Source organism: Marinobacter sp. 1_MG-2023, from assembly GCF_030549045.1.
Taxonomy (GTDB): domain Bacteria; phylum Pseudomonadota; class Gammaproteobacteria; order Pseudomonadales; family Oleiphilaceae; genus Marinobacter.
Map to the genome: position 1 here is coordinate 249437 of NZ_JAUOST010000005.1, position 13067 is coordinate 262503.

The window sequence follows — 13067 nt, forward strand, 5'->3', positions numbered from 1 at the left end:
AAGAGATGGCGCGCGTGATTGCAGTGACCAATCAGAAGGGTGGTGTTGGCAAAACCACCACTTGCGTCAACCTTGCCGCCTCATTGGCCGCCACCAAACGCCGCGTTCTGCTGGTGGACATGGATCCTCAGGGCAACGCCACCATGGGCAGTGGTGTGGAAAAAAGCGGGCTCGAACTATCAGGGTACGACCTGCTCACCAAACGTGCGAGCGCGGCCGAAGTAATTATCCATGCGGAAGCTTCCGGCTTCGACATCGTGCCCTCAAATGGCGACCTGACAGCTGCAGAAGTGGCGCTGATGAACGAAATCGGGCGTGAGCACCGGTTAAGGCTGGCCATCAACAGCGTCCGCGATAATTACGACTACGTTTTGATCGACTGCCCACCCTCGCTTAGCCTGTTAACCGTGAATGCGCTTTCTGCCGCTGACTCGGTGCTTATCCCCATGCAGTGTGAGTATTACGCACTGGAAGGTCTGGCAGCATTGATGAATACCGTCGAGCAGATCAAGGAAACGGTCAATCCGGACCTGGAAATTGAAGGCATTCTCAGGACCATGTATGACCCCCGGAACAGTCTTACTCTGGATGTGTCCGGCCAGCTTACCGAGTATTTCGGGGCCAAGGTCTACCGTGCTGTAATTCCCCGCAACGTGCGCCTGGCCGAAGCACCCAGTTATGGGATGCCGGCCCTGAAATACGATAAGGCTTCCAAGGGGGCGATTGCATACCTGGCCCTGGCCGGAGAAATGGTGCGCCGCCACAGGGCAGAAAAGACATCCGCTGAGGTTGCGGTGTAACATGGCGGCCTGTCTCTCTGAAAAGATGCACAACGACTATCAACGGGAAGAATGACTGATACCATGGCGGCGAAGAAACGAGGATTGGGCGAGCGTGGGCTTGGAGCCTTGCTGGCCGGATCCAGGGTTAACCTGGATCAGGAACTGAAAGACCACGACGGTGAGTTGCGACAGGTTCCCATCGATCTGATCCAGCGTGGCCGCTATCAACCGCGCCGTGATATGGATCCGAATGCATTGCAGGAACTGGCGGACTCCATTCGGCAACAAGGTGTCATGCAACCGGTTGTCGTGCGCCCCATTGCTGAAGGTCGTTATGAGCTGATAGCCGGCGAGCGTCGCTGGCGAGCCACCCAGATGGCCGAGCTCGACAGCATCCCTGCCATCATTCGCGATGTTCCCGATGAAGCTGCCATAGCTATGGCGCTTATTGAGAACATTCAGCGAGAAAATCTGAACCCCATTGAAGAAGCCTTCGCCCTTCAGCGCCTGCAGGAAGAGTTCGGCCTGACTCAGGCCCAGGTGGCTGAATCTGTGGGTAAATCGCGCACGACGATTACTAATCTGTTGCGCCTGATTGGTCTGACCGAAGATGTGCGTCTCATGCTGGAGCATGGTGACCTTGAAATGGGGCACGGCCGGGCTATGCTGACACTTTCACCGGAACAACAGATGCAGGTTGCCAAGCAGGTTGTTGCCAAGTCGTTGTCGGTGCGCCAGACAGAAGCCCTTGTGCGTCGGTTTCAACAAGAAACAGCAACGGGAAAATCAGCCAAGCCGGAAACCAGAATCGACCCGAATGTTCGTGCATTGCAAGATGACCTGGCTGAACGCCTGGGCGCGAAAGTATCGATCGCCCAGGGGCCGCGGGGCAAAGGAAAACTGGTGATTGAGTACAGTTCATTGGATGAATTGGACGGTATTCTGGGCCATATCCGGTAAACGAAGAATAAAAAGAGCATCTTGTCCTAAAGGATAACAAACACCAGATGTCGTGACGGGAACGATTGTTAGCCACAAATTGTGTGATAAATGAGGGTTTACAACCCTTTCCTGATTCCATCCAGGCCAGGTTTCGCTCGGGGGCCAGTTGAACAACAGGTGCTTAAAACATATAATTTCGCGCGGTTGTAATGATGGCGGGTGATATGAAATCTCGGCAACACCGAATCACCCAGGTTCCATTGGCTCGTTGGTTAGCCATAGAGTTTGCAGGCCTGCTTGTTATCAGCCTGTTGTGGTCGTTGCACAGTCCATTGGCCGGTTATTCCGCATTCATCGGCGGTCTTATTTTTATAGTGCCAAATGCCTGGTTTGTGCATCGGGTCTATCGTTATCAGGGCGCCCGTCACGCGCGCCTTATGGTGGGAAATTTATTCCGGGCGGAATCCACCAAGATCGCCCTTACCGCTGTCTTTTTCGCGGCTGTTTTCACTTTAATGGAGCCGGTACATGTGCCGGCTCTGTTATTCACTTTTGCTGTGATGGTTGTAGCAGGCGGCGCATTGCGCTGGCTGATACGACCGCAAACACGGCGATGACTGGACGAGAGCAGAATGGCTGATACCCCAGTAGAGTATATAAAGCACCACCTTCAGAATCTGACATACGGCAAGCTGGATGCAGGTTATGAGCGGTTTGATGGCAGTGTCATGAGCGAGTCAGGCTGGACCTTCGCGCGTACCGCGCAAGAAGCGTCTGATATGGGCTTTATGGCTATCCACGTAGACACTTTGGGCTGGTCAATCGCCATGGGCGTGTTGTTCCTTGGCCTGTTTCGATTTGTCGCCACCCGCGTCACCACCGGTGTGCCGGGCGCGCTGCAGAACCTGGTAGAAGTGACCGTTGAGTTCATTGAAAATCTGGTAAAAGACGGCTTTCACGCCCGTAACCCCCTGATTGCACCTCTGGCGCTGACCATCTTCGTATGGATCCTGCTGATGAATGTGCTCAAGCTGATTCCGGTGGACTACATTCCATCCATAGCGCATGCCATGGGGCTTGAGTACTTCAAGATCGTACCTACAACAGATCCCAATGCCACCTTCGGCATGTCCATTGGTGTATTCCTGCTGATTATTTTCTACAGCCTGAAGGTCAAAGGCGTTACCGGCTTCGCCAAAGAACTGGGCATGCAGCCGTTTAACCACTGGGCGCTCATTCCGGTGAACCTGGTACTGGAGATTCTGGTACTGATTGTGAAGCCTATCAGCTTGGCATTGCGTCTGTTCGGCAACATGTATGCTGGTGAGGTTGTGTTTATCCTGATCGCGCTGTTGCCCTTGTGGGCGCAGTGGACACTGAACGTGCCCTGGGCCATTTTCCATATTCTGGTAATACCGCTGCAGGCCTTTATTTTCACAATGCTGACAATAGTTTATCTTGCGTCGGCACACGAAGAACACTGATTTACCCGTTAAAAAGCAAACCCTTAACTATCTGAAAAACTGAGGAGTTCTCAATGGAAATGGTATTTATTGCAGCAGCAATCATCATCGGTATGGGCGCACTGGCCACCGGCATCGGCTTTGGTATTCTGGGCGGCAAACTGCTCGAAGCTACTGCTCGTCAGCCTGAAATGGCCAACCAGCTGCAGGTTAAAACCTTCATCATGGCGGGTCTGTTGGATGCTGTTCCAATGATCGGTGTTGGTATCGCGATGTACCTGATCTTCGTTGTTGCTGGCTAATACAGCCTGAAGATGCGGGCGCAGTTCTGAAGATCAGAGCCAGGCGCCCCGTTTTTCTGGTTTCCAGCACGCAACGAATAGCAAGAGGTATATAGCCGTGAATATAAACCTTACGTTGATAGGGCAATCGATTGCCTTCGCTATTTTCGTCTGGTTCTGCGTGAAATATGTTTGGCCGCCGATTACGGCTGCCATGGAAGCGCGTCAGAAGAAAATTGCTGAAGGTCTTTCTGCTGCTGACCGGGCCTCACTGGATCTTGAGCTTGCTCAGGAAAAAGCTGCCCAGCAACTGCATCAAGCCAAAGAAGAATCTGCTTCTCTTATCGATCAGGCCAACAAGCGCGCTGCACAGATAGTTGAAGCATCAAAAGACGATGCCCGCAAGGAAGGCGAAAAGCTCATTGAGCAAGCCCGTGCGGAAATTCAACAGGAGCGTATTCAGGCTCGCGACGCACTCAGAACAGAAGTGGCATTACTTGCCATTGCGGGTGCCGAGAAGATTCTGGAAACCTCTGTCGATGCCAAAGCTCACAGCGAGATGCTGGACAAGCTGGCTGCAGAACTCTAAGCGAGGGTCCCATGGCAGAACTGACTACGTTAGCCCGGCCCTACGCAAAAGCTGCTTTTGATGCCGCGAAAGAGCGAGACGCCGTTGATTCCTGGGATCAGGCGCTTGGTTTTGTAGGTCTGTTGGCGGCTGATAAAGCTGTGAAGAATATTCTGGCCAATCCTGGCCTGTCTGAGCAACGCAAGGCAGAACTGTTTTTCGATACCGCTGAAGAACAGCTGCCAGAAGCACTCAGAAACTTCCTGTTGATTCTTGCTGAAAGCAAGCGCCTGGCGTTGCTTCCGGAAATTTCTACCCTGTTCACCTTCTACCGCGCAGAACTTGAGCGCACAGTTAATATGAAGGTCAGCACGGCGTATGAAATGACCGCCGAAGAGCAGCAAAAGCTGGCAGAAGCATTGTCCAGGAAACTGGAGCGTAAAGTCGCCCTTGAAGCCGCTGTGGATCGTTCTTTGATCGGTGGCGTTGTGGTAAATACCGGCGATCTGGTTATTGACGCTTCAGTCCGTGGCAAGCTGGCAAAAATGGCCAAAGCACTGGGCTCCTGATTTCAGCAAAAGGTTTGAGGACAAAGGCATGCAGCAACTGAATCCATCCGAGATCAGTGACATCATCAAAAAGAGAATCGAGAAACTCGATATCTCTTCTGAAGCAAAAAATGAAGGCACTATCCTGTCTGTAGCAGACGGCATTGTGCTGATTCATGGCCTCGCCGACGTAATGTCCGGCGAAATGATCGAATTCGCCAACGGCGCATTTGGTATGGCTCTGAACCTTGAGCGCGACTCTGTCGGCGCGGTTGTACTGGGCGACTACGAAGATCTGGCCGAAGGTCAGAAAGTACGTTGCACCGGTCGTATCCTCGAAGTTCCGGTTGGTCCGGAGCTGATGGGTCGTGTTGTTGACGGTCTGGGTAATCCGATCGACGGCAAAGGCGAGCTGGGCACCAGCCAGACCGAGCCAGTTGAGAAAGTAGCGCCGGGTGTTATCGAACGTCAGTCCGTTGACGAGCCGGTACAGACAGGCCTTAAAGCCATCGATACCATGGTTCCAATCGGTCGTGGCCAGCGTGAGTTGATCATCGGTGACCGTCAGATCGGTAAGACCGCTGTTGCAATCGACGCGATCATCAACCAGAAGAATACCGGCATCAAGTGTATTTACGTTGCGGTTGGTCAGAAGCAGTCTTCCATCGCTGCGGTTGTACGCAAGCTGGAAGAGCATGGCGCAATGGACCACACCATCGTCGTTGCCGCTGGTGCTTCCGATCCGGCAGCCATGCAGTTCCTGGCACCGTATTCCGGTACGACCATGGGTGAATACTTCCGTGACCGTGGTGAAGACGCTCTGATCGTATACGATGACCTGTCAAAGCAGGCCGTTGCATACCGCCAGATCTCCCTTCTGCTGCGTCGTCCGCCGGGTCGTGAAGCCTATCCAGGTGACGTTTTCTACCTGCACTCCCGTCTTCTGGAGCGTGCATCCCGTGTAAACGCAGACTACGTTGAAAAGTTCACCAACGGTGAAGTGAAAGGCAAGACCGGCTCTTTGACCGCGCTGCCAATCATCGAGACTCAGGCCGGTGACGTATCTGCATTCGTACCGACCAACGTAATCTCCATCACCGATGGTCAGATCTTCCTCGAGACCAACCTGTTCAACTCCGGCATCCGCCCGGCGATGAACGCTGGTGTTTCTGTCTCAAGGGTAGGTGGTTCGGCCCAAACCAAGATCATGAAGAAACTGGGCGGTAACATCCGTCTGGCTCTGGCTCAGTATCGTGAGTTGGCAGCTTTTGCTCAGTTCGCATCGGATCTGGACGAAGCCACACGTAAGCAGCTCGAGCATGGTCAGCGCGTTACCGAACTGATGAAGCAGAACCAGTACAGCCCTATGTCTGTGGCTGAAATGGGTACTGTTCTGTTTGCCGCCAACGAAGGCTTCCTTGATGACGTAGATGTCACCAAAGTGGTCAAGTTTGAAGCCCAGTTGCTGGACTGGATGCGGGCAGAGCAAAAAGAACTGCTTGAGAAAATCGGTCCCGAAGGCACGTTCAACGACGACGTTGCCGCTGGTCTGAAAGCTGCGCTGGAGAAATTCAAGACCACTCAAACCTGGTGATATCAGCGGCCCGCCAAGGCGGGCCTGTTGGTCCAAATGAGTGTCTAACTTGAAAGGGCAGTGACCTATGGCCATCGGAAAAGAAATACGTAACCAGATCGGCAGCATCAAGAGCACGCAGAAAATTACCAGCGCCATGGAAATGGTGGCAGCCAGTAAGATGCGTAAAGCTCAGGAGCGTATGCAGGCGACTCGCCCTTACGCGGAAAAGATGCGGCAGGTAATTGGACACATTGCCAAGTCCAATAAGGATTATCGCCATCCGTTTATGGTTGAGCGTGAGGTGAAGCGTGTTGGCTACATCGTTATCTCCTCTGATCGCGGTCTGTGCGGTGGTTTGAACGGCAACGTGTTCAAGCTGCTGGTGCGCGAAATGCGCGACTGGAAAGAAAAAGGTGTTGGGACCGATCTCTGTGCAATCGGGCAGAAAGGCGCATCATTTTTCCGCAATTATGGCGGCAATGTGATCGCTGCGCTGACGCATCTGGGCGACGACCCCAGTGCGGAAACGCTGATCGGCAACGTCAAGGTAATGCTTGATGCCTTCCAGGACGGCAAGATTGATCGCCTGTACCTGGTGAGCAACGAGTTTGTAAACACCATGACGCAACAGCCGAAAGCTGAGCAGCTGCTGCCGCTGCCGGAAGGTGCGGAAGATGATATCGGTCACCAGTGGGATTACATCTACGAGCCGGATTCGCGTCCGATTCTGGACGGGCTACTGCCACGTTATATCGAGTCCCAGGTGTATCAGGGTGTGGTAGAAAATCTGGCCTGCGAACAGGCTGCCCGGATGATTGCCATGAAGAGTGCTACCGATAACGCCGGTGACATTATTAACGAGCTGCAGTTGGTCTACAACAAAGCTCGTCAGGCAGCCATTACGCAAGAGATTTCGGAAATTGTGAGCGGCGCGGCATCGGTCTGATCCGCCACGATCCTACTGGTTTTATTGACTATAGAAGATAACGAGGAACCGAGCATGAGTAGCGGACACATCGTTCAGATCATTGGCGCGGTTATCGACGTGGAATTTCCACGTGATGCCGTGCCAGGCATTTACGACGCACTGCTGCTTGAAGGTGGCGATACAACTCTGGAAGTCCAGCAGCAGCTGGGTGACGGCGTTGTTCGTACCATCGCGATGGGCAGCACTGAAGGCCTGAAGCGTGGCCTGAAAGCAGAAAATACACACAAGCCGATTTCGGTACCCGTGGGCACCAAGACCCTGGGCCGCATCATGGATGTTCTGGGTCGTCCTATCGACGAAGCAGGGCCGATCGGCGAAGAAGAGCGTTGGGCTATCCACCGCAAAGCACCAAGCTATGCAGACCAGGCTGCTTCTGCCGACCTGCTGGAAACAGGCATCAAGGTTATCGACCTGATTTGCCCGTTCGCCAAGGGTGGTAAAGTTGGCTTGTTCGGCGGCGCCGGTGTGGGCAAGACCGTTAACATGATGGAACTGATCAACAACATCGCGAAAGAGCACTCCGGTCTCTCCGTATTCGCAGGTGTTGGTGAGCGGACTCGTGAAGGTAACGACTTTTACTACGAAATGAAGGACTCCAACGTTCTTGATAAAGTAGCGATGGTTTACGGCCAGATGAACGAGCCCCCAGGAAACCGTCTGCGTGTGGCCCTGACCGGTCTCACCATGGCTGAAAAGTTCCGTGACGAAGGTCGTGACGTACTCTTGTTCGTTGACAACATCTATCGTTACACCCTCGCGGGTACAGAAGTATCAGCACTGCTGGGCCGTATGCCTTCAGCGGTAGGTTATCAGCCTACTCTGGCCCAGGAAATGGGTGAACTGCAGGAGCGTATTACCTCTACGAAAAATGGTTCTATCACGTCCATCCAGGCGGTCTATGTACCTGCGGATGACTTGACTGACCCATCTCCGGCCACCACTTTCTCGCACCTTGACGCCACCGTGGTTCTGAGCCGTGACATCGCTTCCAAGGGTATCTACCCGGCGATCGATCCGCTTGACTCTACTTCGCGTCAGCTGGATCCGCTGATCATCGGCGAGCAGCATTATGAGGTTGCCCGTGGTGTGCAGAACGTTCTGCAGCGCTATAAGGAACTGAAAGACATTATTGCCATTCTAGGCATGGACGAGCTGTCTGAAGAAGACAAGCAGACCGTTTCCCGTGCTCGTAAGATTGAGCGGTTCTTGTCTCAGCCGTTCCACGTTGCTGAAGTATTTACCGGTTCGCCGGGCAAGTACGTGTCTCTGAAAGAGACCATCAGCAGCTTCGAGGGCATCCTGAACGGCGACTACGATGATATGCCTGAGCAGGCATTCTACATGGTCGGCGGTATGGAAGAAGCCATCGAAAAAGCGAAGGCCATGAAAGCGAAAGAAGCTAAGTAATCTTCTTTCAATTTCTGACCCAAGAGGCTTAGAGATATGGCTATGACTGTACATTGTGACGTCGTGAGCGCTGAGAAGAAGATTTACTCCGGTCTGGTAGAGATGCTTATCGCTACCGGCACCGAGGGTGAGTTGGGCATTCAGTTAGGCCATGCTCCGTTGCTGTCCGCACTCAAACCGGGGGCAGTCCGGATCATCAAGCAGGGTGGTGAGGAAGAGATTCTGTACGTTTCCGGGGGCTACCTGGAAGTGCAGCCAAACCTTGTGACCCTGATGGCCGACACGGCGGTGCGTGCGAAGGACGTTGATGAGGCTGCAGCATTGCAGGCTCAGAAAGACGCCGAAGCAGCACTGGCGAATAAAACGGGCGAGTTCGAGTATTCTCGGGCTGCTGCCGAGTTGGCCGAAGCGGCCGCTCAGCTGCGTACTTTGCAGAAGCTGCGCAAAAACGTTCGCTAGAACGGTTTGCAAAAGCTCGCCCAGAAAAGCCGCATCCAGCATGGGTAGCGGGTGTTGTGTCACCGTATAAGGTGATTCCAATACCGGTTTCCAGTAGCAGGGATGCGGCTTTTTTTATTGTTTTAACGGTTCATTGAAATCACCCCGTCCACCTAAGGGAGCTGTGTCCCCATGTCACCGTTGCACGTTGTTATCCTGGCCGCCGGCCAGGGCTCAAGGATGAAATCATCGTTGCCGAAGGTACTGCACAAAGTCGCAGGCCGGCCCATGCTGCACCATGTGATCGATACGGCACTGACCCTGGGTGCTGAAAAAATACACGGGGTGATCGGGCACGGCGCAGATCAGGTCAAGGCCGCGACCAAGGCGCACAGCGTAAGCTGGGTAATGCAGGAGCAGCAGTTGGGTACCGGGCATGCCGTTGCGCAGACGTTGCCAGAGTTGCCTGATGATGCGCGGGTGCTTGTTCTATATGGTGATGTTCCACTGACTACGGCAGATACGTTGAAGGGGCTGGTTCAGGATCTGGACGAGCGAACTCTGGGATTGTTGACCGTTACACTCGACAATCCCCAGGGTTACGGCCGTATCCTGCGCAACGAGGCGGGAAAGGTCACGGAGATTGTCGAGCAAAAAGATGCTAACGCCGAGCAGTTGGCTATCCGCGAAGTGAACACGGGGATTCTCGCTGTTAGCGCGCGACACCTGAAAACATGGTTGCCACAGTTGTCCAGCAGCAATGCTCAGGGCGAGTACTACCTTACCGATATCATTGCGATGGCGGTACAGGAAGGGATGTCGGTGAATGTGGCTCAGCCGGGTAATCCGTATGAAGTGCAGGGTGTGAACAACCGTCTGCAACTGGCTGAACTTGAGCGCTGGTACCAAAGCCGGGAAGCCGAGAGGCTGATGACGGAGGGCGCCACGCTTGCGGATCCGGCCCGCGTGGATGTGCGCGGCGAACTCACCATAGGCAACGACGTACTGATTGATGTAAACGTGGTGTTTAATGGCAAGGTGACGCTGGGTAGCAATGTATCTGTTGGTCCGGGCTGTGTCATCACAGATGCCGATATAGCTGATGGTGCTCAGATTCATGCACACAGTGTAATCGAGCAAGCCAGTGTAGGGCCCAATGCTCAGGTCGGGCCATTTGCCCGCCTGCGTCCCGGCACCCAATTGGCGGCGAACACCAAGGTTGGTAATTTTGTGGAAACCAAAAAAACCCTTGTCGGTGAAGGAAGCAAAATTAACCACCTCAGCTACGTTGGTGATGCTACGCTGGGAGCCAATGTAAACGTGGGTGCAGGTACCATTACCTGCAACTATGATGGTGTAAACAAATATCAGACCCAGCTTGGTGATGGGGTGTTTGTTGGCTCCAACAGCTCTCTGGTTGCACCGGTTACCGTCGCGGCTGGCGCCACGGTTGGTGCGGGGTCCACCATCACCAAGGATGTGCCTGAGGAGCAACTGGCCGTGGCCAGGGGTCGGCAGCGCAACATCTCCGGTTGGCAGAAGCCGGAAAAACACTGAATAGGGTTTCCTGCCAGAATTTTACCATTGGTTATCTTACGAACAGGACAAGCAGCATGTGTGGCATTGTAGGTGCGATTTCGGAACGGGACGTTCAGGGCATTCTTCTTGAGGGCCTGCGCCGCCTGGAATATCGGGGTTACGATTCTGCCGGTATGGCGATACTGGACGGCAAGAGCGCGGTACAGCGCGCCCGGGAAGTCGGTAAGGTAGCCTCGCTGGCTGCTGCGGTCGAAACCAATCCGCTCTCCGGCCACCTTGGTATTGCCCATACCCGTTGGGCAACTCATGGTGAGCCGTCACAGCTCAATGCCCACCCGCACATGTCCGGTGATCGTCTGGCGATTGTTCATAACGGAATCATCGAGAACTATCAGGAACTGCGTGAAGAGCTGAAGGCCGAAGGCTTTGAGTTTACCTCCCAGACCGATACCGAAGTGGTTGTTCACCTGATCCAGAAGAACTACCGCGAACTGGGCAAGCTTTACGATGCGGTAAAGGCTTCAATCGCTCGCCTGCGTGGAGCTTATGCTCTTGCTGTCGTACATGCTGATGAGCCGGATCATGTTGTGGTATGCCGCGAGGGCAGCCCGTTGGTGGTTGGCGTTGGTATTGGTGAGAACTTCATTGCGTCGGACCAGCTTGCACTCTTGCCGGTAACCGACAGATTCATGTTTCTCGAAGAGGGTGATGTTGCTGACATTCACCGGGACCGCATCGAAATTCATGATCGTGATGGTGCACCGGTTGAGCGTAGCATAAGCCGTTTCGAGCACAGCGCAGATTCCGCAGACAAAGGCGAATACCGGCACTTCATGCTCAAGGAAATCAACGAGCAGCCAAGAGTTATCAAAGCCACCATGGAAGGCCGTGTGACTGAATCACGGGTTCTGGAGCAGGCGCTTGGCACCTCGGCCGGCGATCTTTTGAAAGATGTCCGGCACGTGCAGATCATTGCCTGTGGTACCAGCTACCACGCAGGCATGGTTGCCCGTTACTGGATCGAAGAACTGGCCGGTATCCCTTGCTCCGTGGAAGTAGCCTCCGAGTTCCGCTACCGCAAACACGTTATCCAGAAAGACACGCTGTTTCTCTGTATTTCCCAGTCTGGCGAAACCGCAGATACGCTGGCCGCCCTGCGCCAGGCCAAAAAGGCCGGCTTCCGCGCTGCGCTGGCAATCTGCAACGTACCGGGCAGCTCACTGGTCCGCGAATCCGATCTGGTCATTATGACCCAGGCCGGGCCGGAAATTGGCGTTGCTTCGACCAAAGCCTTTACCACCCAGCTAACAGCGCTGTTGATCTTCACTCTGGCATTGGCTCGCCAAAATGGTCTGGGCGAAGAGCAGGAAGCCGAAATCGTCAAGGCACTGCATCTGGTGCCAGGCCAAGTCAGCGATGTACTCGCACTGGATGGCGAAATTGCAGAGATGTCCAAGCGGTTTATGGATAAAAACCACTCTCTGTTCCTGGGGCGGGGGTCGCAGTTCCCGGTAGCCATGGAAGGAGCTCTGAAGCTCAAAGAAATTTCCTATATCCACGCAGAGGCATACCCGGCCGGCGAGCTGAAACACGGGCCTCTAGCGTTGGTTGATAGTGAAATGCCTGTGATCACGGTGGCGCCCAACAACGGCATGGCCGAGAAGCTTAAATCCAATATGGAAGAAGTCCGGGCCCGGGGCGGTGAACTGTTTGTGTTCGCTGATCGCGCAGCGGACATAAAACCGGAAGAGAACATCCATGTAGTGCAACTTCCGGAAGTGCACGAAATCACGGCTCCGATTGTATATACCGTGCCGTTACAACTGTTGTCCTACCATGTTGCTGTACTCAAGGGCACAGACGTGGATCAGCCCAGAAACCTGGCCAAAAGCGTGACGGTTGAGTAATCAGGAAAGCCAGTCAAGGCCCAGAACGAGCCGGGGGTTGGCGCCCGGTGCTGGAGAACGATGGACAAGGCCTCGGCCTTCATTGCCGATGCAGGATTCTCCCTTGAGAAGACTCATTGCACCCGTTGGCATAGTCAGGATATCCGCGCTACTGACTAGTTGATCGGGGAGTGGGGCGGATGGCTTACCCCGGGCTACCTGATTCTCAGGTAGCCACTCGGTACCCTGGCCCGCATAGGTCACCAGCAAACGCACGGGCACCTTGTCGGTGTGGAAACGGGGGCACATGGTATCCGGGAGCACGTGTAACCGGACGCCAATAGCGGCAGGCTCGAACAGACAGCCAAACATCTCCACAACCTCATTTACATCTGCCAGCCAGGTTTTAGCGCCCGGCAACTCCTGGGTCCAGGCTGGCAGGATCTGGTCAATACTGTCTCCTGCCTCTATGCCGACAAAACGCTCGATAACGCCGACTTCTCTTGAAAAGTGTTGGGCGAAGCTGATTATTTCACTGGAGAGCGAGCGCTCCCAAGCTGCGTATCACTTTTCATCGATTAATGTTATGTTATAACATAACTTATGTAAGGCAGTGTGCAGACACTGAACACCTAACTACCAGGGAGAT

13 protein-coding genes and 1 pseudogene are annotated in these 13067 nt (G+C 54.1%); 13 read left to right on the top strand and 1 reads right to left on the bottom strand.

Annotation, left to right across the window (positions count from 1 at the left end; translation table 11 throughout):
* Positions 1-5: 5 nt before the first annotated feature.
* The 13 genes from Q4606_RS13935 to glmS all read left to right on the top strand — a co-directional run bounded on the left by Q4606_RS13935 (position 6) and on the right by glmS (position 12439).
* The gene (locus tag Q4606_RS13935) at positions 6-800 is read left to right on the top strand and encodes a ParA family protein (RefSeq protein WP_303595147.1); all 795 of its coding nucleotides are present in this window, start codon (positions 6-8) and stop codon (positions 798-800) included.
* Between the two features lie 63 nt (positions 801-863).
* A complete protein-coding gene (locus Q4606_RS13940) occupies positions 864-1742 on the top strand; it encodes a ParB/RepB/Spo0J family partition protein (protein WP_303595479.1) in 879 nt (292 codons plus the stop codon).
* 206 nt (positions 1743-1948) lie between these two features.
* Entirely contained in the window at positions 1949-2341 is a 393-nt protein-coding gene (locus Q4606_RS13945) for an ATP synthase subunit I (RefSeq protein WP_303607890.1), read from the top strand.
* 15 nt (positions 2342-2356) lie between these two features.
* A complete protein-coding gene (atpB, locus tag Q4606_RS13950) occupies positions 2357-3208 on the top strand; it encodes a F0F1 ATP synthase subunit A (RefSeq protein ID WP_303595145.1) in 852 nt (283 codons plus the stop codon).
* A 53-nt stretch (positions 3209-3261) separates the two neighbouring features.
* Positions 3262-3489 carry a F0F1 ATP synthase subunit C gene (gene atpE / locus Q4606_RS13955; RefSeq protein WP_014873137.1) on the top strand — a complete coding sequence of 76 codons (228 nt, stop codon included), beginning with the start codon at positions 3262-3264 and terminating at the stop codon, positions 3487-3489.
* Between the two features lie 97 nt (positions 3490-3586).
* On the top strand, positions 3587-4057 hold the full coding sequence (locus Q4606_RS13960) for a F0F1 ATP synthase subunit B (protein ID WP_303595142.1): 471 nt from the start codon (positions 3587-3589) through the stop codon (positions 4055-4057).
* An 11-nt stretch (positions 4058-4068) separates the two neighbouring features.
* Complete coding sequence (locus Q4606_RS13965) at positions 4069-4605, top strand: F0F1 ATP synthase subunit delta (protein WP_303595140.1); 537 nt, start codon at positions 4069-4071, stop codon at positions 4603-4605.
* Positions 4606-4633: 28 nt separating this feature from the next.
* Positions 4634-6178: a F0F1 ATP synthase subunit alpha gene (gene atpA, locus Q4606_RS13970; RefSeq protein ID WP_303595138.1), complete on the top strand. Its 1545-nt coding sequence runs from the start codon at positions 4634-4636 to the stop codon at positions 6176-6178.
* Between the two features lie 67 nt (positions 6179-6245).
* Positions 6246-7106, top strand: a complete 861-nt coding sequence (gene atpG / locus Q4606_RS13975) for a F0F1 ATP synthase subunit gamma (RefSeq protein WP_303595136.1) — start codon at positions 6246-6248, stop codon at positions 7104-7106.
* Positions 7107-7160: 54 nt separating this feature from the next.
* Complete coding sequence (atpD, locus tag Q4606_RS13980) at positions 7161-8555, top strand: F0F1 ATP synthase subunit beta (RefSeq protein ID WP_303595134.1); 1395 nt, start codon at positions 7161-7163, stop codon at positions 8553-8555.
* Between the two features lie 36 nt (positions 8556-8591).
* On the top strand, positions 8592-9014 hold the full coding sequence (locus tag Q4606_RS13985) for a F0F1 ATP synthase subunit epsilon (protein ID WP_303595132.1): 423 nt from the start codon (positions 8592-8594) through the stop codon (positions 9012-9014).
* A gap of 171 nt (positions 9015-9185) precedes the next feature.
* Positions 9186-10550 (top strand): bifunctional UDP-N-acetylglucosamine diphosphorylase/glucosamine-1-phosphate N-acetyltransferase GlmU, encoded by a 1365-nt coding sequence (glmU, locus tag Q4606_RS13990; RefSeq protein ID WP_303607891.1) that lies wholly within the window; start codon positions 9186-9188, stop codon positions 10548-10550.
* A 56-nt stretch (positions 10551-10606) separates the two neighbouring features.
* Positions 10607-12439 carry a glutamine--fructose-6-phosphate transaminase (isomerizing) gene (gene glmS / locus Q4606_RS13995; protein ID WP_303607892.1) on the top strand — a complete coding sequence of 611 codons (1833 nt, stop codon included), beginning with the start codon at positions 10607-10609 and terminating at the stop codon, positions 12437-12439.
* Here the strand turns inward: glmS and Q4606_RS14000 are convergent.
* Positions 12440-12967 (bottom strand): annotated as a pseudogene (locus tag Q4606_RS14000) (DUF1826 domain-containing protein); the annotation flags it as partial.
* Between the last annotated feature and the right edge of the window lie 100 nt (positions 12968-13067).

Excerpts from the sequence above, each read along its gene's own strand:
- Q4606_RS13935 (WP_303595147.1), top strand. The coding sequence starts at position 6 with ATGGCGCGCGTGATTGCAGTGACCAATCAGAAGGGTGGTGTTGGCAAA.
- Q4606_RS13940 (WP_303595479.1), top strand. The coding sequence starts at position 864 with ATGGCGGCGAAGAAACGAGGATTGGGCGAGCGTGGGCTTGGAGCCTTG.
- Q4606_RS13945 (WP_303607890.1), top strand. The coding sequence starts at position 1,949 with ATGAAATCTCGGCAACACCGAATCACCCAGGTTCCATTGGCTCGTTGG.
- atpB (WP_303595145.1), top strand. The coding sequence starts at position 2,357 with ATGGCTGATACCCCAGTAGAGTATATAAAGCACCACCTTCAGAATCTG.
- atpE (WP_014873137.1), top strand. The coding sequence starts at position 3,262 with ATGGAAATGGTATTTATTGCAGCAGCAATCATCATCGGTATGGGCGCA.
- Q4606_RS13965 (WP_303595140.1), top strand. The coding sequence starts at position 4,069 with ATGGCAGAACTGACTACGTTAGCCCGGCCCTACGCAAAAGCTGCTTTT.
- atpA (WP_303595138.1), top strand. The coding sequence starts at position 4,634 with ATGCAGCAACTGAATCCATCCGAGATCAGTGACATCATCAAAAAGAGA.
- atpG (WP_303595136.1), top strand. The coding sequence starts at position 6,246 with ATGGCCATCGGAAAAGAAATACGTAACCAGATCGGCAGCATCAAGAGC.
- atpD (WP_303595134.1), top strand. The coding sequence starts at position 7,161 with ATGAGTAGCGGACACATCGTTCAGATCATTGGCGCGGTTATCGACGTG.
- Q4606_RS13985 (WP_303595132.1), top strand. The coding sequence starts at position 8,592 with ATGGCTATGACTGTACATTGTGACGTCGTGAGCGCTGAGAAGAAGATT.
- glmU (WP_303607891.1), top strand. The coding sequence starts at position 9,186 with ATGTCACCGTTGCACGTTGTTATCCTGGCCGCCGGCCAGGGCTCAAGG.
- glmS (WP_303607892.1), top strand. The coding sequence starts at position 10,607 with ATGTGTGGCATTGTAGGTGCGATTTCGGAACGGGACGTTCAGGGCATT.